The organism is Microbacterium sp. 1.5R, assembly GCF_007667425.1.
In the GTDB taxonomy this organism is placed as follows: Bacteria; Actinomycetota; Actinomycetes; order Actinomycetales; family Microbacteriaceae; genus Microbacterium.
Genome location: NZ_VDRC01000001.1, coordinates 514,037 through 538,436 on the forward strand (window position 1 = coordinate 514,037; position 24,400 = coordinate 538,436).

Here is a 24,400-nt window from a genome sequence, read left to right on the forward strand (position 1 = left end):
TTCCTTGAAGGCCGTCCACTTCGGTGCGGGGAACATCGGCCGCGGATTCGTGGGCCTGCTGCTGAACGAGGGCGGCTATGAGGTCGTCTTCTCCGACGTCGCCGACGCACTCGTCGACGCGATCAACGCCGCGGACTCCTACACCGTTCACGAGGCGGGACCCGGCGGAACAGACCACGTCGTGACCGGCTTCCGCGCCGTGAACAGCAAGAACGACCCCGAGGGGGCCGCCGACGAGGTCGCCACGGCAGACGTCGTCACCACGGCCGTGGGGCCGACCGTTCTGCGGTTCGTCGCTCCGACGATCGTGGCAGGGCTCGCCCGTCGCTCCCCCGATGCCGCTCCGCTGCAGGTCATGGCCTGCGAGAACGCCATCGGTGCGACCGACACCCTCCGCGCCGAGGTCGAGAAGGCCGCGGGGGCGGATGCCGCTGAGCTGCTCTCCCGCGCGGTCTTCGCCAACACCGCGGTCGACCGCATCGTCCCCGGCCAGCCCGCGGACGGCGGCGTCGACGTCACGGTCGAGCCGTACTTCGAGTGGGCCATCGAGTCCGGCACGTTCGGCGCAGATCTCCCGAACATCCCGGGAGCGCACTTCGTCGACGACCTCGCGCCGTACATCGAACGCAAGCTCTTCACGGTGAACACGGGCCACGCAGCCACCGCGTACTTCGGTGCCCGCGCCGGCATCGAGCGCATCTCGGACGCCCTCGACGATCCCGACATCGCCGCCCGCGTGTCGGCGGCGCTCGAGGAGACCTCCGCCGTCCTGGTCGCCCAGCACGGACTCGACCCGGCTGAGCTCGCGGACTATCGCGCGACGATCCTGCAGCGGTTCCGCAACCCGTCGCTCGTCGACACCGTCCAGCGAGTGGGACGCCAGCCCCTGCGGAAGATCTCGCGCCACGAGCGGTTCATCGGCCCAGCCGCCATGGCCGCGGAGCGGGGTCTGCCGACGATCGCCCTGGTCGGCGCGGTGACGGCCGCGCTCGAGTTCGAAGACGCCGACGACGAGCAGGCCGCCGAGCTGCAGCAGCTGCTGCGCACGGAGGATGCCGAGGCCTTCACGGTGCGCACGACCGGCCTCGACCCGGAGCATCCGCTGTTCCCGTCCGTGCGCGACGCCGTCGCGTCGCGTCAGACGGCGCTGCGCGCCTCCTGACCCGCCGATCATCCAGAGCCACGCCCCCTGCCGCCCGATCGGCAGGGGGCGTTCTGCATCCCGCGCCCGGGGTGCGCCGCGGCCGCTCGGGCTCCGCCATGGGAGGACGTACGGTTGAACTGTGCAGAAGAAGCGTCGTCGTGTCCTGAGGTCCATCGGGTGGGGCACTCTGGCTGTCATCGTCCTCGCCGCAGCGGGCATCGTCGTGTGGAGTCAGGTCGGTGTCATGGGCGCCGAGCCGGAGCCGCTCGCCGAGGTCCGCGCCAACAGCGCGATCGCGGTGGACGACGCCCCGCAGGGCATCGTCATGACGCCCTCCGACGGAGAGTCCGACCTCGGCCTGGTCTTCGTACCAGGCGCGAAGGTCGACCCCTGGGCGTACGCTCCGATCCTCCAGGACCTCGCCGAGGATGGCGTCACCGTCGTCATCACGCGCCCGTGGCTGAACCTCGCGTTCTTCGACCTCCGTGGACTCGACGCCTTCACCTCTGCTGCTCCCGACATCGACGACTGGACCGTCGGCGGGCACTCGCTCGGGGGCGTCCGCGCATGTCAGCTCGCGACGGATGCCGAGGCGCTCGTCCTGTTCGGCTCGTACTGCGCCGGTGACGTGTCGGCATCCGACCTCCGGGTGCTGAGCGTCTCGGGAAGCGAAGACGGCCTGTCGACGCCCGCGAAGATCGAGGACGCCCGGCATCTGCTGCCCGCCGACGCCGAGATGATCGAGATCGCCGGCGCCTCGCACGCGTCGTTCGGCGATTACGGCCCGCAGGCGGGCGACGGCACGCCGACGATCTCAGACGAGGAGATGCACGCCCAGGTCTCCGCGATCCTCCGGACGTTCTTCGCCGCGCTGCCCGCGGAATGACGCGGGCAGGAGCGTCCTGCCGTCAACCGATCCGCTTGATCAGCGCCTCGAGCCCCATGCCGTAGTCGATGCGCACAACCGGCAGCGCGAGCTTGTCGGTGCCGATCGTCACGTAGCCGGGCTCGATCGTCCTCGCCATGTCGAAGCCGGCCATCGCGACGCCCTGCTTGGCCGTGTCGTTGTAGTGACCGAAGGGGTAGGCCATGACCTCGCGCACTCCCAGGATGTCGCCGGACGCGTTCATGTCTGCCGCGATCTCGTCGGCCGTCCAGTTGACCATGCGGCCCTTGCCGTTCTCACCCGCCTGATGCATGTCGTTGGTGTGCGAGCGGCGCAGCACGAACATCGACGGCGCGGGGTCCTGCCGATCGGCGGTGATCATGAACGACGTCGACAGGAGCCTGTGCTCGTCGATCACGGGGACCGCGAGGTCGAACCAGCTCTGATCCGCGTCGTCGTCGGTGATGATGACCGAGTGCGCGGGGAGGAACAACCGCCCGTCGATGAAGGCGCTCAGCTCATCCCAGGTCGGGAGGTAGAAGCCCGTGGTCGCGATGTGGTTCATCTGCGCCTCGAAGTCACCGATGTAGGCGTAGTTGCCGCGCAGCCACCCCGACTCCCCATCGGGGTTCGACGTGAACTGGTGGTACATGAGGATCGGGATCTGCGCGTTCTCCGCCGCGTTCGCCTCGGGGGTCGTCCATCCGGCGAAGAGCTCGACCTGCTGGTCGACGCACACGACGGGATCGGCGCCGTTGACGCGCACGGCGGCCGACAGCGCCGCGGCGTCCGCCGCTGTCGGGTACCACCCCGCGAACACGCGCCCGTCCTGCGCGGGGATCGGCAGCCCCGCGTACAGGGCGTTCTGCCACTGCAGCACAGGGTCGACCGGAGCTCCGTCCCCGAGGAACGTGACCGCGCAGGCGAGCGGATCAGCGGCATCCGCCACGAGCTGTTGTGCGGCCGACAACGGCCTCTCGATCGGCTGCGCCTCGATGCGCGGAACCTCCACCTCCGGCGGACGGTTCATCGAGACGAATGCGACAGCGCACGCTCCCGCGACGACCAGCACGGCGCTGATACCTATGACGACGCCGATGCGGCGCCTCTTCTTCCCCCCGGAAGCCATGACCCTTCTCCTCGCGGCTCAGCCGGAGAAGCCCTCGCTGATCATCTCCACGAGCTCTTCGCGCTCCTCGACCGGCAGGAAGGCGGCGGAGGCGGCGTTGAACTGGAAGGTCTCGAGGTCGTCGAGGTCGTATTCGAAGGCCTCGACGAGCAGCGCGAGCTCTCGTGTCAGGGAGGTGGCGCTCATGGTGCGGTTGTCGACGTTCACAGTGACGGCGAACCCGAGCTGATAGAGAAGGTCGAACGGGTGGTCGGCGAGCGTCTTCCCCCACGCGGCGATCGCCCCGGTCTGCAGGTTCGACGACGGGGACAGTTCGAGAGGGATCTCCCTGTCGCGCACCCATCGGGCGAGGTCGCCGAACTGGACCTTCACCTCGTCGCCCTCCTCCGTGATGACCTGCAGGTCCTCCGCGATGCGGACGCCGTGCCCCAGGCGCAGGGCGCGCCCGTCGAGCAGGGCGGATCGGATCGACGCGAGCCCCGCAGCCTCCCCTGCATGCACGGTGACGGGGAAGAAGTTGTCGGCGAGGTAGTCGAAGGCCGCGCGGTGGTTCGAGGGCGGGAAGCCGTCCTCCGGTCCCGCGATGTCGAAGCCCACGGCTCCCCGGCCACGGTACGAGACGGCCAGCTCGGCGATCTCGCGGGCACGGTCGGCGTGGCGCATCGCGGTGATCAGCTGACCGACGCGGATGCTGTGGCCGGCGCGATCCGCGGCATCCTCGCCCTCCTCGATGCCCTGCTGCACGGCGTCGACCGCGTCGTCGAGGGAGAGCCCGCGGGTGAGATGCTGTTCCGGTGCCCAGCGCACCTCGCCGTAGATGACGCCGTCCTTCGCCAGGTCCTGCACGAACTCCCTGGCGACGCGGGTCAGGCCCTCCTTCGTCTGCATCACGGCAGTCGCGAGATCGAAGGTCTTGAGGTACTCGACGAGCGATCCGGAGTCGCTCTTCGACGCGAACCACTTCCCGAGCCTGCGCGGGTCGGACTCTGGCACGTCGATGCCGATGCCGTCGGCGAGCTCGATGATCGTCGCCGGGCGCAGCGCGCCGTCGAGGTGGTCGTGCAGCGAGATCTTCGGCAGGGCGCGCAGAGACGCTCCCTGGATGGTGACGTCGCCGTTCGCATCGATCGACATGTGTTTCCCCTCGGTCGCGGATCGGTCAATCCAGGGTAGCGCTCGGAGCGCTGCCCCCACGGACGGCGCTCAGGCTGTGATGCGCTCGCGCACGATCGGCCCCTGCTCCGGGGCGCCGTCGCCGATCGCCCACGACCCTTCAAGCGCCTCGAGCGCACGCGGGAAGCGCGCCTCGTCGGCGGCGGAGAGGGTGAACAGCGGCTGCCCTGCCGCCACCCGGTCGCCGGGCTTGGCGTGCAGGTCGATGCCCGCTTCGAAGATCACCGGGTCCTCGGCGCGCGCCCGTCCGGCGCCGAGACGCCAGGCGGCGATGCCGAAGGGCAGCGCGTCCATGCGGGAGACGATGCCGTCGGCGGGCGCGGTGATCACGTGCGTCTCGCGGGCGGTCGGGAGCTCGGCGTCGGGATCGCCGTCCTGCGCGCGGATCATCGCCTTCCAGCTGTCCATCGCGCGCCCGTCGTCGAGGGCGGCCTCGACGTCGGCATCCGGCTGTCCGGCGAGCGCGAGCATCTCGCGCGCCAGGGCGACCGTGAGCTCGCGCACGTCCGCGGGCCCACCGCCGGCGAGCACCTCGACCGACTCGCGCACCTCGTTGGCGTTGCCGATCGCGAATCCGAGAGGCACGTTCATGTCGGTGAGCAGGGCCGTCGTCGCGACCCCCGAATCGGTACCGAGCGCGACCATCGTGCGGGCGAGCTCGCGGGCCCGGTCGATGTCCTGCATGAACGCCCCTGAGCCGAACTTCACGTCGAGCACGAGTGCGTCGGTGCCCTCGGCGATCTTCTTCGACATGATGCTGGAGGCGATGAGCGGGATGGCCTCGACGGTCCCCGTCACGTCGCGCAGCGCGTAGAGCTTCTTGTCGGCGGGGGCGAGGCCGGATCCCGCGGCGCAGATCACCGCGCCCACGTCGCTCTGCATCTGCGCGAACATCTCGTCGTTGCTCAGCGCCGCACGCCAGCCCGGGATCGACTCGAGCTTGTCGAGCGTGCCGCCGGTGTGACCGAGGCCGCGACCGGAGAGCTGCGGCACCGCCACGCCGAACACGGCGACGAGGGGTGCGAGCGGCAGGGTGATCTTGTCACCCACACCGCCCGTGGAGTGCTTGTCGACCGTCTTCTTGCCGAGCGACGCGAAGCTCATCCGCTCGCCGGTCGAGATCATCGCATCCGTGAGGACGCGAATCTCGTCGCGCTGCATGCCGCGCTGGAACACGGCCATCGCGAACGAGGCCATCTGCGCATCGGAGACGTATCCGCGGGTGTAGGCGTCGACCATCCAGCGCAAAGCCGGCTCGGACACCGCTCCCCCGTCGCGCTTCGCGCGGATCACGTCGACGGCGTCGTAGGGCTCAACGCTCATCGGGCGTCCTCCAGGTCTCGGGGGCCGAACGCATCCGGCAGGACTTCGTCGATCGTGCGGATGCCGGAGACGGTCTCGAGCAGCATTCCCGGCATCGCGTGCTCGAACAGGAGCTGGCGGCACCGACCGCACGGCATGATGGTCTGCCCGTCGTTGTTGACGCACACGAAGGCGACGAGCTGGCCGCCGCCCGACATGTGCAGGTCGCCGACGAGCGCGCACTCCGCGCACAGAGTCACGCCGTACGAGGCGTTCTCGACGTTGCAGCCGGCGACGATGCGTCCGTCGCCGACGAGCGCAGCGGCACCCACCTTGTAGCGGGAGTAGGGCGCGTACGCCTTCGTCATCGCATCGGTCGCAACCTGACGCAGTTCATCCCAGTCGATATCGGTCATGTCTCTCTCGACTCCTCGGGTGTCAGGACTTGATGTAGGGGGTGCCGACCGCGGCCGGTGCACGCGACTTCCCGACCGCGCCCGCCACCACGAAGATCGTGACCAGATACGGCAGCATGAGCATGAACTCGCTGGGCACCGGCGAGCCGACCACCTTCAGCGTGTTCTGCAGGTTGGAGGCGAAACCGAACAGGAGCGCAGCCATCGTCGCCTTGAGCGGGTGCCATTGGCCGAAGATCACGGCGGCGAGGGCGATGTACCCGGCACCCGCCGTCATCTCCTGGTTGAAGGCGATTCCGTTCCCGACCGTGAAGACGGTGCCGCCGGCTCCCGCGATCGCGCCGGCGAGCAGCACGTTCCAGAACCTCGTGGCGCCCACGTTGATGCCGACGGTGTCTGCGGCCTTCGGGTGCTCTCCGACCGCGCGCATGCGCAGACCCCACCGCGTGTGGAACATCGCGAAGTACACCGCGAAGATCGCGACATACATGATGTAGACGAGGATCGTCTGACGGAAGAGCACGGGCCCGAGCACCGGGATGTCGGAGAGCAGAGGGATCGGGATGCGGTCGAATCGCGGTGGGGTGTTCAGCTGAGCGGCGTTCGGCTGCAGAACCTGCGAGTAGAGGAAGCTCGTCAGGCCGGTGACGAGGACGTTGAGGACCACACCGATGATCACCTGCTCGACGAAGTAGACGATCGCGAACGCGGCCAGCACGGACGCGACGAGCGCGCCGGCCACCATGGCTGCGATCAGACCGAGGAACGGCGACCCCGTGAGCGTGGCGACCACCGCGGCAGTGAAGGCACCGCCGAGCAGCTGACTCTCGATCGCGATGTTGACGACGCCGACCCGCTCGCCGATCACCCCGCCGAGCGCTCCGAAGATCAGCGGCACGGCGAGGGCCAGCGAACCGGCCAGGAGACCAGGGACGGGGATCGTCTGCCCCGCTGCGGCCCACGCCAGGAAGGCGAAGACCAGGACCACGATGAAGACGGCCGTGAGCCACAGCGGCACTCTGCGGTGACGGTGGACGAAGACGGCGGCGCCGATGGCGAGGACAGCGGCGATCGCGATGCAGATCCAGACGGCGGCGACGACGGGAACGACCGCGTCGGGCAGGACGATCGCGTCGGTGCCGGTGGAGATGCGGAACGTGGTCTCGCCGTCGCGCGGTGCGAGCACGACGAGGATCGCGAAGATCACGGTGAAGATGCCGAGGACCAGCGGCGCCTTCCAATTGCGGGCGACCGCTCCGGTCTCGATGACCGGCGGGGTCTGCGGCGCGCTCAGCGTGTGGATGCTCACCGGGCGACCTCCTTCGCTGCGAGGGCGGCTTCATGCCGCAGTTCCCGCTTCCGCCGACGTGCCTCGCGCTTGCGAGTGCGCTCCGGGGAGGGGAGGAAGAAGATCGCGCGCACCAGAGGTGGGGCGGCGATGAAGAGGACGATGAAGGACTGGACAACCGTGACGATCTCGAGGGGGATCTGCTCGGCCGCCTTCATGGTGAAGCTCCCGGCCTTGAGCGCTCCGAAGAGCAGTCCGGCTGCGAAGGTCCCCCACGGGGTGGAGGCGCCGAGAAGGGCGACGGTGATGGCGTCGAAGCCGACACCGGCGTCGACACCCGACGTCACACCGGTGGTCGACGCGCCGAGCACCTGATTCACACCCGCGAGGCCGACGAGTCCACCGGCGATGAGCATGCCGACGATGTACATCCGGTTCACGTTGATGCCGGCGACCCGCGCCGCGTTCGGGTTCTCGCCCACTGCGCGGAATTGGAACCCGAGGCTCGACCGGTTCAGGATCCACCAGACGAGGACGGTCGCGAGGACCGCCAGGACGAAGCCGAAGTTCAGGTTGAACTGATCGCCGAGCAGCTTGGGGAAGACGGCCGTGCTGTCCATGGGCGGCGACTTCGGGTTGTTCGACTTCGGATCCTGCAGGAGCCCGGGCGTCCGCAACAAGTAAGAGACGAGGTAGAACGCGACGTAGTTGAGCATGATCGTGACGATCACCTCATGTGCTCCGGTTCGAGCCTTGAGCAGGCCGACGATACCGCCCCAGAGCGAGCCCGCGATGATGCCCACGATGAGCGCCAGCAGCATGTGCAGGCCCCACGGCAGATCGACGGCGAAGCCCACCCATCCTGCGGCCGCAGCCGCGACCAACATCTGACCGCGTCCGCCGATGTTGAACATACCGATGCGGAAAGCGAGCGCGACACCGAGACCTGCGGCGATCAGGGGGGTGGCGAAGGTGAGCGTCTCGGTCAGAGGCTTGATCGCCCTGACGAACGTCGGCGCCTCGTAGTTGAAGATCGACCCACGGAAGAGCGCGGAGTACGCGCCGAAGACGCTGTTCCAGATCGCTGCGAGCGTGTCGCCGGGGCGTGCGAAGAAGTACCCGGACGCCGCCTGCACGTCTTTGTCGGTCGCGGCGATCATGATGCCGCCGATCACGAACGACAGCACGACGGCGAGGAAGATGATCAAGCCGTTGCTTCGAGTGATCTGCTGGAGGACGACGTGGTAGCGCGGCGGCTCCGGGACGGTCGCTTCGGCCGCCGTCCTGCGCGGTGCGGTATCGGTCATGCCGCTGTCCCCTCTTCGGCGGGGTTCTCGCCCGCCATCATCAGTCCGAGAACGCTGCGAGGCGTGTCGCCCGGCACGATGCCGACGATGCGGCCTCGGTACATCACCATGATGCGATCGGCGAGAGCGCTCACCTCGTCGAGCTCTGTCGACACCACGACCACCGGGACACCGGCGTCACGCGTGGCGATGATGCGCTTGTGGATGAACTCGATGGACCCGACGTCCACGCCTCTCGTCGGCTGCGCGGCGACGAACAGCTGCAGGTCGCGGCTCAGCTCTCTGGCGAGCACGACCTTCTGCTGGTTGCCTCCGGAGAGACGGCCCACCGCGACGTCGACGCTGGAAGCGCGCACGTCGAACTCGTCGAACTTCTCCTTCGCGAAGGCCTGGAGCACGTCGCGACGGATGGTGCCACGGCGCACGAAGGGCTCGCCCTTGGTGCGGTCGAGCATGAGGTTCTCCGCGATCGAGAACTCGGCGACGAGCCCGTCGACGTTGCGATCCTCCGGGACGAACCCGACACCTGAGTCGAGGATCTGACGCACCGACGCCCCGGTGATCTCCCGCCCGTTGAGCGCAATTCGGCCGAGCACCTTGGGCTGGAGCCCCAGCAGTGCCTCCGTCAGCTCGGTCTGCCCGTTCCCCTGCACGCCCGCGATAGCGAGCACTTCGCCGGCACGGACCTCGAACGAGACGTCGTCGACGACGGACTGGCCGTTCGGTGCCACGACGGTCAGGTTCTCCACGGCCAAGCCGACCTCACCCCGGCGAGGAGGCTCCTTGCTCACCGTGAGCGAGACATTGCGCCCCACCATGAGGGTGGCGAGTTCTTCGCTGGACGCCGTCGGACTCGCCTCTCCGACGACCCTCCCGAGACGGATGACCGTGATCCGGTCCGCCACGGCGCGGACCTCGCGCAGCTTGTGCGTGATGAAGACGATCGCGGTGCCCTCGTCGCGCAGCTGGCGCATGATGCCCATCAGCTCATCGGTCTCTTGGGGAGTGAGCACCGCCGTCGGCTCGTCGAAGACGAGGATGCGCGCGTCGCGCGACAGCGCCTTGATGATCTCGACCCGTTGCTGCACGCCTACCGGGAGATCCTCGACGACGGCATCCGGATCGATGTCGAAGCCGAAGCGCGCGGAGATGTCTCGCACGCGAGCGCGCGCCGTCGGCAGGTCGAGCAGGGCGCCGCCCTTGGTGGGCTCATGGCCGAGCATCACGTTCTCTGCGACCGTGAAGACGGGAACCAGCATGAAGTGCTGATGGACCATTCCAATGCCGGCGCGCATGGCATCGCCGGGACCGCTGAAGCTCTGCGGAAGATCGTCGAGCAGGATCTCGCCTTCTTCTGCGCGGTACAGACCGTAGAGGACATTCATCAGCGTCGACTTGCCGGCCCCGTTCTCGCCGAGGAGGCAGTGGATCTCCCCCGGTTCGACGACGAGGTCGATGTGATCGTTCGCTGTGAACGTTCCGAACCTTTTCGTGATGCCACGGAGTTCGAGCTTCATGGGCCGATCCTATTCACTGCGGGAAGTTCTCTGTAAGCACGAAAGAGGGGCGGGGCCGCCGCGAACGACGCCCCCGCCCCGGGGTCGGATCACTCCGACAGGTAGGACTTCACCGGGATCGATCCGTCGATGATTCCGGCGGTGATGGTGTCGAGCTGGTCCTGCAGGTCTGCGGGGACCTTGGACTCGAAGTCGTGGAACGGAGCGATGCTGACACCGCCGTTCTCGAGCGTGCCGACGTACGGCGAGCCATCGAATTCGCCCTTGGCTGCGGCCTCGACGACATCCTTCACCGACACGTCCATCCCCTTGCGCACCGAGGTGAGCAGCAGGTCGCCGACCGAGGGGTCGGACTCGAAGACGTCGGCATCGGCGCCGATGAGCGCGATGTCCTTGCCGGAGTCGCGGATCACCGAAGCTGCGCTCTGGTAGATCGGACCGCCGACGGGGAAGAGCACGTCGACGTCCTGGTCGACGATGCCCTGCGCGGCGTTGATCGCGTCCTGGTTGGCGTCGAAGCCACCGGTGAACACTCCGTCGCTGCCGTCCCAGCCGATGACCTGCACGTCGCCGCTGTTCTCGGAGTTCCAGTACTCGACGCCCTGCTTGTAACCGTCCATGAAGACGCTCACGGTGGGGATGTTCACGCCGCCGAACGTGCCGACCTTGCCGGTCTTCGTGTACGACGCGGCAGAGTAGCCGGCGAGGAACGCGGCCTGCGCGGTGTCGTAGACGAGGGGCTTCACGTTCTCGGAGTCGGTCTTGCCGTCGCCGTCGGTGTCGACCATGTCATCGATCGAGACGAACTCGACGTCGGGGTTGGCCTTGGCGGCGGTCGCCGCCTCGGGAGCCAGGAGGAAGCCGACAGTGATGATCAGGTTGCAGTTCTGGTCGATGAGGCTGTCGATGTTGCCCTTGTACTCCGACTCGTCCTTCGACTCGACGGTCTTCGGCTCGACGCCGAGGTCGTCGCCGGCCTGCATCAGACCCTCGTATCCGAGCTGGTTGAACGACTTGTCGTCGAAACCGCCGGCGTCGGAGACCATGCAGGGCAGGAAGTCGGATGCAGCCTCGCCGCCTCCGTCGCCGCCCGATTCCGTCGGAGCCTGGCCACAGCCGGCGAGTGCGAAGACGACGCCCGCGGCGATGGTGGCGCCGAGCAGCTTCTTGGTGGTGGAGATGGTCAACTCATGCCTCCTCAACGAACCCGCGGCCCTCGCGGATCGATCAAAGTTACCTAGTGTTTCGCCGGTTGCGCGCACCGGAAACCGGGCCGGTAGGGAATGGTTACAAAGCTGAAATCAAGCCAACGGGTGAGCAAGCCCCCGTGCTCATATGCGCATCAGAGCACATCTCCGCGTCCGGTGAGCTTCAGCGACTCGACCACTCCCTTGACGCGCTGGGCATGCTCGACCGTCGTCACGAGCAGCGCGTCGGGGGTGTCGACCACCACGATGTCCTGCACCCCGACGAGGCTGATCACCCGCGTCGTCTGGCTGACCAGGATGCCGCTGGCGGCGTCCGACAGCACGCGGGCCTTGGGCCCGAGGACCGCGAGGTCGTTCTTGCGTCCGTTGGTGATGAGCTTGGTGAGGGAGGCGAAGTCGCCCACGTCGTCCCAGTCGAAGTGGCCGGGTACGACGGCGAGTCGCCCGCGCTTGGCCGCGGGCTCTGCGACCGCGTAGTCGATCGCGATCTTCTTGAGCGACGGCCAGATGCGGTCGACGGCGGGACCGCGGAGTTCCCTGTCGTCCCACGCCTCGGCCAGTTCGAGGAGGCCGGCGTGCAGCTCGGGCTCGTTGGTGGCGAGCTCCTCGAGCAGCACGCTCGCCTTGGCGATGAACATGCCCGCGTTCCACAGGTGGTCACGACCGGCGAAGTACTCTTTGGCGGTCTCGAGATCGGGCTTCTCGACGAAGCTGATGACCCGTGCAGCCTCACGTGCGCCCTCGACGACGAGCTCGGGCCCTCTCTGGATGTACCCGAAGCCCACGGCCGGCTCTGTCGGCGTGATGCCGATGGTGCAGATGTATCCCTCTCGCGCGACCTCGACGGCATCCCGCACCGCGAACTCGAAGACGCGGGTGCCGCGGATCACGTGATCCGCGCTGAAGGAGCCGATGATGACGTCGGGGTTGCGGCGGTGCAGGATCGCAGCAGCCAGACCGATGGCCGCAGCGGACTCTCGCGGCTCCGACTCCAGGAACACGTTGAGGTCGGCGATGCCCGGGAGCTGCGCCTCCACGGCCGCACGGTGCGCGCGCCCCGTCACCACCGCAATGCGATCGGGACCGGCGAGCGGCTCGAGCCTGTCCCAGGTGTCCCGGAGCAGCGAATGCCCTGATCCGGTGAGGTCATGGAGGAACTTAGGGGCGTCGGCACGCGACAGCGGCCACAGCCGGCTGCCGATGCCGCCGGCGGGGATCACGGCGTAGAAGTCGGGGATCGGTTGGCTCACCCTGCCAGGGTAGCCCGTCGGAATGTCTCGACATCGAGATGGTTAGGTTCCCCTTCGTCGCCCACAGCCGTAAAGCGGGAATAGGATGGACACCGATCGGCCGTGCCTCGCAGAGACGGGATCCTGCCCGGACCACGCAGCACGCGACCGAGTCACATCGATCCAGGGAGGACGACCGTGTCCACAAGCGCTCGCTTGACACCGTCGATTTCGGAAACCACTTCCAAGACCCCCCGCGGCACCCTGTACCGGGGTCGCGAAGGCATGTGGTCGTGGGTGCTTCACCGCATCACCGGAGTCGCCATCTTCTTCTTCCTGTTGGTGCACGTGCTCGACACGGCGCTCATCAGGGTCTCTCCCGAGGCGTACGACGCCGTCATCGGCACGTACAAGAACCCCGTGATGGCGCTCGGCGAGGTCGTCCTCGTCGCGGGCATCGTCTTCCACGCCATGAACGGCCTGCGGATCATCGCGGTCGACTTCTGGTCGAAGGGCGCCCGCTACCAGCGCCAGCTCTTCTGGGGCGTGCTGCTCGTCTGGGGCATCATCATGGCCGGCTTCGTGCCTCGTCACCTGATGCTCGCGTTCGCCGGCTTCGGAGGAGGACACTGATGACCGCGCAGACCGTCGCCGCTCCCACCCGCGCCCGCCGCGGAGTCAACCTCGAGAAGTGGGGCTGGGTCTTCATGCGGGTCTCGGGCATGGTGCTCGTGATCCTCATCTTCGGACACCTGTTCATCAACCTCATGGTCGGCGAGGGCATCCACGCCCTCGACTTCGCGTTCATCGCCGGCAAGTTCGCCACGCCGTTCTGGCAGTGGTGGGACGTTCTCATGCTCTGGCTCGCACTGATCCACGGCGCGAACGGCATGCGCACGATCGTGAACGACTACGTCATCAACACCACCGCTCGCAAGGCGCTGACCTGGGCCCTCGGCCTCTCCGCAGCGCTGCTCATCATCCTCGGCACGCTCGTGGTCTTCACGTTCGACCCGTGCCTCGGCGTGACCGAGTCGAGCACGCTGTGGGAACAGTGCCAGACACTGGGCAACTGACGACACTGGGCAAGTAGAAGAGAAGGCATAAGAAGAAGTGACTACAGAGACCCAGGACTCCTTCGTGCGCGACGGCGTGCACTACCACCAGTTCGACATCGTGATCGTGGGCGCCGGCGGCGCAGGTATGCGCGCGGCGATCGAGGCCGGACCCGGCGCCAAGACCGCCGTGATCTCGAAGCTCTATCCCACCCGGTCGCACACCGGCGCGGCGCAGGGCGGCATGGCGGCAGCTCTCGCGAACGTCGAGGAGGACAGCTGGGAGTGGCACACCTTCGACACCGTCAAGGGCGGCGACTACCTCGTCGACCAGGACGCCGCGGAGATCCTGGCGAAGGAGGCCATCGACGCGGTCATCGACCTCGAGAACATGGGTCTCCCCTTCAACCGCACGCCCGAGGGCAAGATCGACCAGCGCCGCTTCGGCGGGCACACGGCCGAGCACGGCAAGACGCCGGTGCGTCGCGCCTGCTACGCCGCAGACCGCACCGGGCACATGATCCTGCAGACGCTGTTCCAGAACTGCGTCAAGCTCGGCATCAACTTCTTCAACGAGTTCTACGTCCTCGACCTCATCACGGTGCAGGATGCCGCGGGCAAGACCCAGGTCGCCGGAGTCGTCGCGTACGACCTGTCGACCGGTGAACTGCACGTCTTCCAGTCGAAGGCCGTGATCTTCGCGACGGGTGGCTTCGGCAAGATCTTCAAGACCACGTCCAACGCGCACACCCTCACGGGTGACGGCGTCGGCATCGTGTGGCGCAAGGGTCTCCCCCTCGAAGACCTGGAGTTCTTCCAGTTCCACCCGACCGGCCTCGCCGGTCTCGGCATCCTCCTCACAGAGGGAGCCCGCGGTGAGGGCGCGATCCTCCGCAACGCCTCCGGTGAGCGGTTCATGGAGCGCTACGCCCCGACCATCAAGGACCTTGCCCCGCGTGACATCGTCGCCCGATGCATGGTGCAGGAGGTCGCGGAGGGCCGAGGAGCCGGACCGCACAAGGACTACGTGCTGCTCGACTGCACGCACCTCGGAGCGGAGGTCCTCGAGACCAAGCTCCCCGACATCACCGAGTTCGCGCGTACGTACCTGGGTGTCGACCCCGTCGTCGAGCCGGTTCCCGTGATGCCCACCGCCCACTACGCGATGGGCGGCATCCCCACCAACAACGCCGGCGAGGTCCTCGCCGACAACGACACCGTGGTGCCCGGCCTCTACGCCGCCGGCGAGTGCGCCTGCGTCTCGGTCCACGGCGCGAACCGCCTCGGCACCAACTCGCTGCTCGACATCAACGTGTTCGGCAAGCGCTCGGGTCGCAACGCGGTCGAGTACGTCAAGACCGCCGACTTCGTGCCGCTGCCGGAGAACCCCGCGGCGTTCGTCTCCGACATGCTCGAGGGCCTGCGCAACAACCAGGGCACCGAGCGCATCGCCGTGCTGCGCAAGACGCTGCAGGACGAGATGGACAAGGGCGCTCAGGTGTTCCGCACCCACGAGTCCCTGCAGCACGTTCTCGGCGTGATCGCCGAACTGCGCGAGCGCTACAAGAACGTGCACGTCGACGACAAGGGCCAGCGCTTCAACACCGACCTCCTCGAGGCCGTGGAGCTGGGCTTCCTGCTCGACATCGCCGAGGTCGTCGTCTACGCCGCGCAGAACCGCGAGGAGAGCCGCGGCGGCCACATGCGCGACGACTTCCCGAAGCGCGACGACGAGAACTACATGCAGCACACCATGGCGTATCTGACGGGTGACCCCCACTCCTCCGACCCGAGCGACCACATCAAGCTCGGTTGGAAGCCCGTCGTGTTCACCAAGAACGAGCAGGGCGAGTTGAACTACCCGCCGATGGAGAGGAAGTACTGAGAATGTCGAACGCCATCGCCGAAGCACCAGCGGAGACGACTGAAGACACCGGCATCCAGTCCTTCATCGTCACCTTCAACATCCGCCGTTTCGACCCCGAGGTCGACGCCGAACCGCACTGGGTCGACTACGACGTGGAGCTGTACTCCACCGACCGCGTGCTCGATGCTCTGCACAAGATCAAGTGGGAGGTCGACGGCTCGCTGAGCTTCCGGCGCTCGTGCGCGCACGGCATCTGCGGATCGGACGCCATGCGCATCAACGGCCGCAACCGCCTCGCGTGCAAGACGCTCATCAAGGACCTCGACATCTCGAAGCCGATCTACGTCGAGGCGATCAAGGGACTCCCCCTCGAGAAGGACCTCATCGTCGACATGGAGCCCTTCTTCGCGTCGTATCGCGAAGTGCAGCCGTTCCTCGTCGCGAGCTCCGTGCCGGAGAAGGGCAAGGAGCGCACGCAATCGATCGCCGACCGCGAGATCTTCGACGACACCACCAAGTGCATCCTCTGCGCCGCGTGCACCTCGTCGTGCCCCGTGTTCTGGACCGACGGTCAGTACTTCGGACCGGCCGCGATCGTGAACGCGCACCGCTTCATCTTCGACTCCCGCGACGACAACGCGGACGTCCGCCTCGACATCCTCAACGACAAGGAGGGCGTCTGGCGCTGCCGCACGACCTTCAACTGCTCCGAGGCGTGCCCGCGCGGCATCGAGGTCACCAAGGCCATCGCCGAGGTCAAGCAGGCCGTGCTGCGCGGTCGTCCCTGATCTCGCATCTGTGGTGTCGACGGGCGGTCTCCTCCGGGAGGCCGCCCGTTCGCTGTCCAGACGGCGACGCTCGATAGGGTGAAGGGGTGTCGGACCGAGATCGTGCAGCAGGCGAGCCCGAGTCAGGGCGGATCGATGCCGCCGTGGAGCGTGCGACGACGCTGACCCGCCGGACGCTCGGCCTCTTCCCGGTGCGGGTGTGGCGACACTTCCTCCAGCACAACGGCTTCCTGCTCGCGGCGGGGGTGAGCTACCAGGCGTTGTTCGCCATCTTCGCGGCCGTCTACCTGGCGTTCGCGATCGCCGGCCTCTGGCTGGGGGCGAGCGAGGATGCCGTCGACGCACTGATCGACGTCATCAACAGCTACATCCCGAACCTGATCCAGGACGGCGGCGGCGGACTGTTCACTCCCGAGCAGGCGCAGCAGATAGCGAGCGGAACGACCGGAGTCCTCAGTGTCACCGGCCTCATCGCCCTCGGCACCGTGATCTGGACCGCCATCGGCTGGGTGACCTTCTCACGGCGGGCGACGCGAGATATCTTCGGCCTCGCGCCCGACCTGCGCAGCTACGTCCTGCTCAAGGCGCGCGACCTGCTCGCCGCCCTCATCTTCGGCGTGGCGCTGCTCGCCGGATCGCTCCTCAGCTCCGCCAGCGCGGCCGCCCTGAACTGGTTGCTCGGACTGGTGGGGTGGGACTCGGCATCCACGGGGGTGAACCTCGGCATCCGCCTCGGCACGGTGGTCGTATCGTTCGCCCTGCTGTCCGGCGCGCTCGCGGCGATGGTGCGATTCCTCACCGGGACGTCGCTGCCGTGGCGGACGATCTGGCCGGGAGCGCTGCTGGGCGGCGCGGCGATGACCGTGCTGCAGTACGGGGCGGGCTTCCTGCTCAGCTACACGCCGAGCAATCCCCTGCTCGCGACGTTCGCCATCTTCATCGGCCTCCTGCTCTGGTTCCGCGTCAACGGCGTGGTGATGCTGGTCGCGTCGTCATGGATCGCCGTCGCCGCCCGCGACCGCGACGTCCCGCTGATGCACGAGACGGATGCCGAGCGGCGCGCCGCCGAGCATCGGACACTCGTCGCCGCGGCGGAGATCCGCCTTCGCACGGCGACTGACGAACGGGAAGCGGCCCCCTGGTATCGGGCCTGGATGGCGGCGCACGCCGAGCACGTCGCGGCAGCGGAGCTGGCGGAGCTCGAAGCCGCGGAGCCGCCCGTCCCCGACCCTCCCCCGACGTTCGTAGAGAGGCTGCGCGCGGAGCGCGACCGCTGACCTCGGGATGTCGGTGGTGCTCGTTAGGCTTGTCGTCATGCCTCATCTGCGTATCGCCTCTGTCAACGTCAACGGGATCCGGGCAGCGGCCCGCAACGGGATGAGCTCCTGGTTGGACGCCGCCGACATCGACGTGCTCACGCTGCAAGAGGTGCGAGGTCAGGACGAGCACCTCGAGGCCGCCCTCCCCGGGTGGACCTTCGTGCACGACGAAGCCAGCGCGAAGGGCCGTGCCGGCGTCGCGATCGCCAGCCGCATCCCCGCACTCGCCTCCCGCACCGAGTTCGGCCCGGAGGACTTCGACTCGAAGGGCCGCTGGATCGAAGCCGATTTCCTCATCGGCGATCGTCCGCTCACCGTCGTGAGCGCTTACGTGCACTCGGGCGAGGCAGACACCCCGAAGCAGGAGGAGAAGTGGAAGTTCCTCGACGCCTTCGGAGTACGACTCGCCGAGCTCGGACAGAACGACGCGCTGGCACTCGTGACCGGTGACCTCAACGTCGGCCACCGCGAGCTGGACATCAAGAACTGGCGCGGCAACCGCAAGAAGGCCGGCTTCCTGCCCCGAGAGCGCGCGTACCTCGATCGTTTCCTCGGCGCCGCCGGAGAACAGGTCGAGGGCGTCGACGGCACGACCGGCCCCGGGCTCGGATGGGTGGACGTGGGCCGACGCTTCCACGGCGAGGTCGAGGGGCCGTACACGTGGTGGTCCATGCGCGGCCAGGCCTTCGACAACGATTCGGGGTGGCGCATCGACTACCACCTGGCCACCCCGGCTCTCGCCGAGCGGGTCACGGCGTACCACGTGGCCAGGGCAGCGGCCTACGACCAGCGCTGGAGCGACCACGCCCCCGTCGTCGTCGATTACACGTACTGACGCGGCGCACGACCGTGCCGTTGCGTCGGGGCACCGGCATCCGCGGCGGTGGCCTCCCCATAGGATTGATACCGTGACCAAGCCTCGCCTCTACTCCGGAATGCAGCCCTCCGCCGACTCCCTCCAGATCGGCAACTACATCGGAGCGCTCCTGCAGTGGCGGGAGCTGCAGAGCTCGTTCGACGCGTTCTTCTCGGTCGTCGACCTGCACGCGATCACCGTCGCCCAGGAGCCCGCTGAGCTCCGCGAGAAGACCCGCCGCACCGCCGCGCAGTACATCGCCGCGGGTATCGAGCCGTCGCAGTCGACGCTGTACGTGCAGTCGCACGTGCGCGCGCACGCCGAGCTGGCTTGGATCCTCTCGACCATCACGGGGTTCGGTGAAGCCGGCCGCATGACGCAGTTCAAAGACAAGTCGGCTCGCTACGGGGCGGACTCCACGAGCGTCGGCCTCTTCACGTACCCCGTGCTCATGGCCGCCGACATCCTGCTGTACCAGACCGACGTCGTGCCGGTCGGCGACGACCAGAAGCAGCACGTCGAGCTCACGCGCGACCTCGCCGAGCGCTTCAACTCCCGCTTCGGCGAGACCTTCGTCGTGCCGAAGCCCGTCATTCAGAAGGACACCGCCCGCATCTACGACCTGCAGAACCCGACGTCGAAGATGTCGAAGTCTGCGGAGAGCGATGCGGGCGTGCTGTGGATGCTCGACGACACGGCGAAGTCGGCGAAGAAGATCATGCGCGCCGTCACCGACAACGAGGGCTCGGTGCGCTTCGACCGAGAGAACAAGCCCGGCGTCTCGAACCTGCTCACCATCTACGCCGCCCTGACCGGTCGCCAGGTACCGTCCATCGAAGACGAGTACGCGGGGCGCGGATACGGCGACTTCAAGAAGGGCCTCGCCGAGGTCGTGGTGAGCGAGTTCGAGCCGGTGCGTGCCCGTGCCCTCGAGTTGCTCGACGACCCCGCTGAGCTGGATCGCATTCTGGCCGCGAACGCCGCCCGCGCTGACGAGGTCGCCGACGCGACGCTCACGACCGTGTACGAGCGCGTCGGCCTGTTGCGCCGCGTCTGACCCGGGTGCAGAGCGTGGTTCGAGCTGCAAAGCATAGCTCGGGCTGCAGAGCGTAGCTCGGGCTGCACAGCGTGGTCTGGGCCGCAGAGCCGTCAGAGCGCGGCTTGGCTTGGGCTGCAAAGCGTGGTCTGGACTGGAGAGCATTCAGAGCGCAGCTCGGGCTGCAGAGCGCAGCTCGGGCTGCAGAGCGTGACTGGGGCTGCAGAGCGTGGTCTGGACTGCAGAGCGTGGTCTGGACTGCAGCGCGCGCGGTCCGGGCTGCTGAGTGAGAGTGTGCTCTGGGCCGACCCCCTGCGCCGCTGTGCCGTGACGTGTCGCGATTGAGGGGCGTGCCGCGCCTGGCTCGACGTGCGGCGTCTGACACGGGGGCCGCCGTCGGCACATCTTCGCCCCGCACCTAGGATGGGGGCGTGAGCGAACCGCAGCAGCCTCCATATGGTGACGTCCCCGTCGTGCCTCCGGCACGCCAGGCTCCCCCGGTACCGCCCGCTCCGCAAGTACCGCCGGCACCGCCCGCTCCGCCTGCACCGCAGGCTCCCCCGGTACCGCCCGCTCCCCCGGCACCACCCGCCTCGCAGGCTTCCCCGGCGTTCCCTGCTCCGCCGACGTACAACGCTCAGCCGGCATCCTCTGCTCCGACGGCATCCCCGGCACCCCCGACTTATGCTCCCGCTGCCTACCCACCTGCTGCGGCGCAGGCGCCTGTCGCTTCGAACCACCCGTCGGGATCCGCGCAGGTCGGCACCCCGCAGTTCTCGCCCCCCGGCGGACCCGGGTTCCCGCAGGTGGCGCCTCCCGGGGCCTATCAGGTTCCGGTCGGTGGCTACACGATGCCGTCGGGCGCGTACCAGGCGCCCCGCCAGTCTGAGAAGAAGTCGGCGCTCCTCGGCATCCTCGCTTTGATCTTCGCCGCCGTGTCGTCGGTGGTGACACCGATCGTGGTCGGCGTCGCCGGCTACGAGATCGGAAGGCGCATCCCGAGCGGCCTCGATACGACCGACCCTGACTTCCTGTCGGTGCTGTCGCCCGCGCGCGATCAGGTGCTGTGGGCCGAGATCTCGTTCTGGACGGGCACCATTCTCGGCATCGCGGCCATCGTCGTCGGCATCATCGCCATCCGCCGAAATCAGGGTCGAGGAGCAGGCATCGCAGCTCTCGTCGTCGCGGCGCTCGGACCGGTCATCTTCTGGATCGTGCTGCTCTTCGCGATCTCCACGGGCACGGCAGCGGGGTTCCTGCCGACCACCTGACCTCATGACGGCTGCCTGCGGGCTCCAGGAACAGGAGCATCCACTGAGATCAGGATGATCCGACCCCGTTTCTCCTGATCTCGGGCGGTACTCCTGATCTCGTGCAGCCCCGTGCGCGACCACGAGCCGCGGGAATGAGCCAGTGCGGCGAGTGCGTGCGGCGAGTCGGGTGGCGGGCTCCAGGAACAGGAGCATCCACCGAGATCAGGATGATCCGACCCCGTTTCTCCTGATCTCGGGCGGTACTCCTGATTCGGGCAAGCGCGACCACGTCCCGGTGCGGCAAGCCGGTGCAGCAAGCCGGTGCAGCAAGCCGATGCAGGCGAGCCGGGGGAACGCGTGAGCCTGGCGTCAGCAGCGTGCTCAGCGCGGCGCGTGGTGCTTCTGCTGTGCTGCGACAAGCCCCTCGGCCACGAGCAGCTCGACGGCATCCGCTCCATCCGCCACGAGGATGGGCAGATTCGCCCGTTCGTCCTTGCCGAAGGGGGACAGCACCCAGTCCGCGGGGTCCTGTCGACCGGGCGGGCGCCCGATGCCGACCCGTACCCGAGGGAAGTCCGGCGTGGTGATGGCGCTCGCGATGTCGCGGACGCCGTTGTGACCGCCGTGTCCGCCGCCGCTCTTGAGCTTGATCGTGTCGAACGGGATGTCGAGCTCGTCGTGCACCACGACGAGGCGCTCCGGCGGCACGGAGTAGAACCGCGCGAGGGCGGCGACCGGCGTGCCCGAGACGTTCATGAAGGTGTTGGGCTTCGCGAGGACGAGCTTGTCGGCCCCGGGGCGCAGCCACGTCTCGATGACGCGCGCTCCGGCCTTGTGCTCTCGGAAGGTCTCCCCCCGGCGCGCCGCGAGCTCGTCGACGACCATCTGCCCGATGTTGTGCCGGGTCGCCTCATACCGCGGGCCGGGGTTGCCGAGCCCTACCACGAGCCAGGTGGATGCCATGCCGTCGTCCTCTCGGGGGTCCGGACCGCAGTCCGTGTCTGGATACGACGGAGGGGACGCGATGACCTCGCGTCCCCTCCGACCTGAAGCTGACGGAGATTACTCCGCTGCGTCCTCCTGGGCGGCTTCTTCCTCGGTCTCGCCCTCGGCGGGCTCCGCGGGCTCAGCGTCGGCGTCCGACTCGAGGTCGAGGACCGGCACGGAGACTGCGACCACGAGCACCTCGGGGTCGGTCAGCAGGGTCGAGCCCTTGGGCAGGACGACGTCGGCGGCGGTGATCTGCGCGCCCTCCTCGAGACCCTCGACGGAGACCTCGACGTTCTCGGGGATGTGCGTGGCCTCAGCCTCGATCGACAGCGTGGTCGCGTCGAGCGTGGCGATGGTGCCGGCGAACGGCTCGCCCGTGACGACGACGGGAACGTCGATCGTGACCTTCTCGCCCTTGCGCACGACGAGGAGGTCGATGTGCTCGATGATCTGGTGAACCGGGTCCTTCTGGACGTCCTTGACCAGGGCGAGCTGCTCCGTGCCCGCGATGTCGAGCTCGAGGAGCGCGTTCGCACGGCGGATGATCAGCGAGACCTGGTGGCCCGGCAGCGCGACGTGCACGGGCTCGGTGCCGTGACCGTAGATGACGGCGGGGATCTTGCCGGCGGCGCGGAGGCGGCGGGCGAAGCCCTTGCCGAAGCTCTCGCGGAGCTCGGCGACGACCTTGGTGTCTTCAGACATGGGTGGTTCTCCTTCGGGGCACGCAGCGAGGCTGCGCGGTGGTCTGGGAAATTGCTCTCGAACGCAGACACGTGAGGAAAGCCACCGGCTTGCTTCGCCGCGTCGATAACGGATGTTCCGCGCACGCGCAGAAGCATCCCTCGCCGAGGTACTCCCCTCATGCTACCAAACGACCAGATAGGCTGGGGACACCGGTCCCTTCTGCAGAAAACGGAGTCCCCCATGCTCGACGGCGCCTTCTTCTCCCACGTGATCGCCTGGGTCATCGGCGCGATGAGCGTGTGCGCTGCCGTCGCGACCTTCGGGGCCCTCTTCTCGATGGGGCGTTCGGGCTACCGCAAGGACTGACGCCGACACAGGCGCACCCGGGTCGCGCGGGCCGCGATAATCTGGAGGCATCCCACCCTTCACGATCGAGGAGCCCTCTGTGCCCGAAGCATCAGCCAACATCGGAGTCGTCGGACTCGCCGTCATGGGGTCGAACCTCGCCCGCAACCTCGCGAGCCGAGAGGGCAACACGGTCGCGGTGTTCAACCGGAGCTACGAGAAGACCGAGACGCTGGTCTCCGAGCACCCCGAGGCCGGGTTCATCCCCGCACAGACGTATCAGGACTTCGCCGACAGCCTGCAGAAGCCGCGCACCGCGATCATCATGGTCAAGGCCGGCCGCCCGACGGATGCCGTCATCGATTCGCTCCTCGAGGTCTTCGAGCCGGGCGACATCATCGTCGACGGCGGCAACGCCTACTTCCCCGACACGATCCGCCGCGAGAAGGCGGTCCGTAAGACGGGTGTGAACTTCGTCGGCGCCGGGATCTCGGGCGGCGAGGAGGGCGCCCTGACCGGGCCCTCGATCATGCCGGGCGGATCGGACGAGTCGTGGGTCACGCTCGGGCCGATCCTGAAGTCCATCGCCGCGGTCGCCGAGGGCGAGCCCTGCGTCACCCACGTCGGTCACGACGGCGCGGGCCACTTCGTGAAGATGGTGCACAACGGCATCGAGTACGCCGACATGCAGCTCATCGCCGAGGCGTACGACCTCATCCGCCGCGGCACTGGTAAGAGCCCGGCCGAGATCGCCGACATCTTCGCCGAGTGGAACACCGGCGAGCTGGAGTCCTACCTGATCGAGATCACCGCCGAGGTGCTGCGCCAGGTGGATGCCGAGACGGGGAAGCCGCTCGTCGACGTCATCCTCGACCAGGCCGGAGCCAAGGGCACCGGCGCCTGGACCGTGCAGACCGCCCTCTCGCTGGGCGTGCCGGTCTCGGGCATCGCCGAGGCCACCTTCGCCCGCTCGCTCTCCTCGCACCCCGAGCAGCGCGCGGTCGCGTCGGCTCTTCCCGGCCCCGACGACGAGTTCACCGTCGCCCCGGATGACGTCGACGCGTTCATCGAGGACGTGCGTCTCGCTCTCTACGCCTCGAAGATCGTGGCCTACTCGCAGGGCTTCGACGAGATCCGCGCCGGCGCTGCCGAGTACGACTGGAACATCGACCTCGGCGCGATCTCGAAGATCTGGCGCGGCGGCTGCATCATCCGCGCCCAGTTCCTCAACCGCATCGCCGACGCCTACCAGGCCGAGCCCGAGCTGCCGGTCCTCATGACGGCGCCGTACTTCGCCGAGGCCCTCACCCGCGGCCAGGCCGCGTGGCGCCGCGTGGTCGTGACGGCCGCACAGGCCGGCATCCCCGCCCCGGCGTTCTCGTCGTCGCTGTCGTACTACGACGGCATCCGCGCCGACCGCCTGCCCGCCGCCCTCGTGCAGGGACAGCGCGACTTCTTCGGTGCGCACACCTACAAGCGCATCGACAAGGAAGGCACCTTCCACACGCAGTGGTCGGGCGACCGCACCGAGATCGAAGCAGAAGACACCCACTGACCGTCCTCGACGGCAGGACGAAGGCCCCGGCGGATCCGCCGGGGCCTTCGTCG

Annotated in this window: 23 protein-coding genes; 12 read left to right on the forward strand and 11 right to left on the reverse strand. The window is 68.0% G+C overall.

All coding sequences use genetic code 11. The annotated features are described in order from the left end of the window. Window positions 1-4: 4 nt before the first annotated feature. Both FSY98_RS02555 and FSY98_RS02560 read left to right on the forward strand, forming a co-directional pair. Complete coding sequence (locus tag FSY98_RS02555) at window positions 5-1,162, forward strand: mannitol-1-phosphate 5-dehydrogenase (protein WP_144876568.1); 1,158 nt, start codon at window positions 5-7, stop codon at window positions 1,160-1,162. 121 nt (window positions 1,163-1,283) lie between these two features. Beyond that, window positions 1,284-2,030, forward strand: a complete 747-nt coding sequence (locus FSY98_RS02560; RefSeq protein WP_260857231.1) for an alpha/beta hydrolase — start codon at window positions 1,284-1,286, stop codon at window positions 2,028-2,030. 22 nt (window positions 2,031-2,052) lie between these two features. On the opposite strand, the gene FSY98_RS02565 is transcribed toward FSY98_RS02560, so the two are convergent. The 9 genes from FSY98_RS02565 to FSY98_RS02605 all read right to left on the reverse strand — a co-directional run bounded on the left by FSY98_RS02565 (window position 2,053) and on the right by FSY98_RS02605 (window position 12,620). Then, window positions 2,053-3,159, reverse strand: coding sequence for a polysaccharide deacetylase family protein (locus FSY98_RS02565; RefSeq protein ID WP_144873709.1), 1,107 nt, complete (start codon window positions 3,157-3,159; stop codon window positions 2,053-2,055). 18 nt (window positions 3,160-3,177) lie between these two features. Continuing rightward, window positions 3,178-4,293, reverse strand: a complete 1,116-nt coding sequence (locus FSY98_RS02570; RefSeq protein ID WP_144873711.1) for an adenosine deaminase — start codon at window positions 4,291-4,293, stop codon at window positions 3,178-3,180. A 69-nt stretch (window positions 4,294-4,362) separates the two neighbouring features. Then, the gene (locus FSY98_RS02575) at window positions 4,363-5,655 is read right to left on the reverse strand and encodes a thymidine phosphorylase (RefSeq protein ID WP_144873713.1); all 1,293 of its coding nucleotides are present in this window, start codon (window positions 5,653-5,655) and stop codon (window positions 4,363-4,365) included. Beyond that, complete coding sequence (locus tag FSY98_RS02580; RefSeq protein WP_096713717.1) at window positions 5,652-6,050, reverse strand: cytidine deaminase; 399 nt, start codon at window positions 6,048-6,050, stop codon at window positions 5,652-5,654. Before FSY98_RS02580 ends, FSY98_RS02575 begins: the two co-directional genes overlap by 4 nt. 22 nt (window positions 6,051-6,072) lie before the next feature. After that, entirely contained in the window at window positions 6,073-7,353 is a 1,281-nt protein-coding gene (locus FSY98_RS02585; protein ID WP_186307630.1) for an ABC transporter permease, read from the reverse strand. 2 nt (window positions 7,354-7,355) lie between these two features. Then, window positions 7,356-8,645, reverse strand: a complete 1,290-nt coding sequence (locus FSY98_RS02590) for an ABC transporter permease (protein WP_144873716.1) — start codon at window positions 8,643-8,645, stop codon at window positions 7,356-7,358. After that, window positions 8,642-10,162, reverse strand: a complete 1,521-nt coding sequence (locus tag FSY98_RS02595; RefSeq protein ID WP_144873718.1) for an ABC transporter ATP-binding protein — start codon at window positions 10,160-10,162, stop codon at window positions 8,642-8,644. The genes FSY98_RS02590 and FSY98_RS02595 overlap by 4 nt, the downstream gene beginning before the upstream one ends. Before the next feature lie 89 nt (window positions 10,163-10,251). Beyond that, window positions 10,252-11,349, reverse strand: a complete 1,098-nt coding sequence (locus FSY98_RS02600; protein WP_222119106.1) for a BMP family protein — start codon at window positions 11,347-11,349, stop codon at window positions 10,252-10,254. Window positions 11,350-11,504: 155 nt separating this feature from the next. Next, on the reverse strand, window positions 11,505-12,620 hold the full coding sequence (locus FSY98_RS02605) for a mannose-1-phosphate guanylyltransferase (RefSeq protein ID WP_144873720.1): 1,116 nt from the start codon (window positions 12,618-12,620) through the stop codon (window positions 11,505-11,507). A gap of 177 nt (window positions 12,621-12,797) precedes the next feature. Here FSY98_RS02605 and sdhC point away from each other — a divergent pair, with 177 nt between their 5' ends. The 8 genes from sdhC (at window position 12,798) to FSY98_RS02650 (ending at window position 20,791) form a co-directional block, all read left to right on the forward strand. Continuing rightward, a complete protein-coding gene (gene sdhC, locus FSY98_RS02610) occupies window positions 12,798-13,232 on the forward strand; it encodes a succinate dehydrogenase, cytochrome b556 subunit (protein ID WP_096713723.1) in 435 nt (144 codons plus the stop codon). Continuing rightward, window positions 13,232-13,675, forward strand: a complete 444-nt coding sequence (locus FSY98_RS02615; RefSeq protein ID WP_144873722.1) for a succinate dehydrogenase hydrophobic membrane anchor subunit — start codon at window positions 13,232-13,234, stop codon at window positions 13,673-13,675. Before sdhC ends, FSY98_RS02615 begins: the two co-directional genes overlap by 1 nt. A gap of 37 nt (window positions 13,676-13,712) precedes the next feature. Next, a complete protein-coding gene (gene sdhA, locus FSY98_RS02620; RefSeq protein ID WP_144873724.1) occupies window positions 13,713-15,539 on the forward strand; it encodes a succinate dehydrogenase flavoprotein subunit in 1,827 nt (608 codons plus the stop codon). 2 nt (window positions 15,540-15,541) lie between these two features. Further along, window positions 15,542-16,309, forward strand: coding sequence for a succinate dehydrogenase iron-sulfur subunit (locus tag FSY98_RS02625; RefSeq protein ID WP_144873726.1), 768 nt, complete (start codon window positions 15,542-15,544; stop codon window positions 16,307-16,309). An 86-nt stretch (window positions 16,310-16,395) separates the two neighbouring features. Beyond that, entirely contained in the window at window positions 16,396-17,586 is a 1,191-nt protein-coding gene (locus FSY98_RS02630; protein WP_144873728.1) for a YihY/virulence factor BrkB family protein, read from the forward strand. A gap of 37 nt (window positions 17,587-17,623) precedes the next feature. After that, window positions 17,624-18,463, forward strand: a complete 840-nt coding sequence (locus FSY98_RS02635; RefSeq protein ID WP_144873730.1) for an exodeoxyribonuclease III — start codon at window positions 17,624-17,626, stop codon at window positions 18,461-18,463. 73 nt (window positions 18,464-18,536) lie between these two features. Further along, complete coding sequence (trpS, locus tag FSY98_RS02640) at window positions 18,537-19,541, forward strand: tryptophan--tRNA ligase (protein WP_144873732.1); 1,005 nt, start codon at window positions 18,537-18,539, stop codon at window positions 19,539-19,541. A gap of 785 nt (window positions 19,542-20,326) precedes the next feature. Further along, window positions 20,327-20,791 (forward strand): hypothetical protein, encoded by a 465-nt coding sequence (locus tag FSY98_RS02650; RefSeq protein ID WP_260857234.1) that lies wholly within the window; start codon window positions 20,327-20,329, stop codon window positions 20,789-20,791. A gap of 363 nt (window positions 20,792-21,154) precedes the next feature. Here FSY98_RS02650 and pth read toward each other — a convergent pair whose 3' ends face one another. After that, the gene (gene pth / locus FSY98_RS02655) at window positions 21,155-21,736 is read right to left on the reverse strand and encodes an aminoacyl-tRNA hydrolase (protein WP_144873734.1); all 582 of its coding nucleotides are present in this window, start codon (window positions 21,734-21,736) and stop codon (window positions 21,155-21,157) included. Between the two features lie 99 nt (window positions 21,737-21,835). Continuing rightward, complete coding sequence (locus tag FSY98_RS02660; RefSeq protein WP_144873736.1) at window positions 21,836-22,465, reverse strand: 50S ribosomal protein L25/general stress protein Ctc; 630 nt, start codon at window positions 22,463-22,465, stop codon at window positions 21,836-21,838. Between the two features lie 222 nt (window positions 22,466-22,687). On the opposite strand from FSY98_RS02660, the gene FSY98_RS16890 reads away from it, so the two are divergent. After that, window positions 22,688-22,813 carry a hypothetical protein gene (locus FSY98_RS16890; RefSeq protein WP_260857235.1) on the forward strand — a complete coding sequence of 42 codons (126 nt, stop codon included), beginning with the start codon at window positions 22,688-22,690 and terminating at the stop codon, window positions 22,811-22,813. A 79-nt stretch (window positions 22,814-22,892) separates the two neighbouring features. Beyond that, window positions 22,893-24,347: an NADP-dependent phosphogluconate dehydrogenase gene (gene gndA / locus FSY98_RS02665; RefSeq protein WP_144873738.1), complete on the forward strand. Its 1,455-nt coding sequence runs from the start codon at window positions 22,893-22,895 to the stop codon at window positions 24,345-24,347. Window positions 24,348-24,400 lie beyond the last annotated feature (53 nt).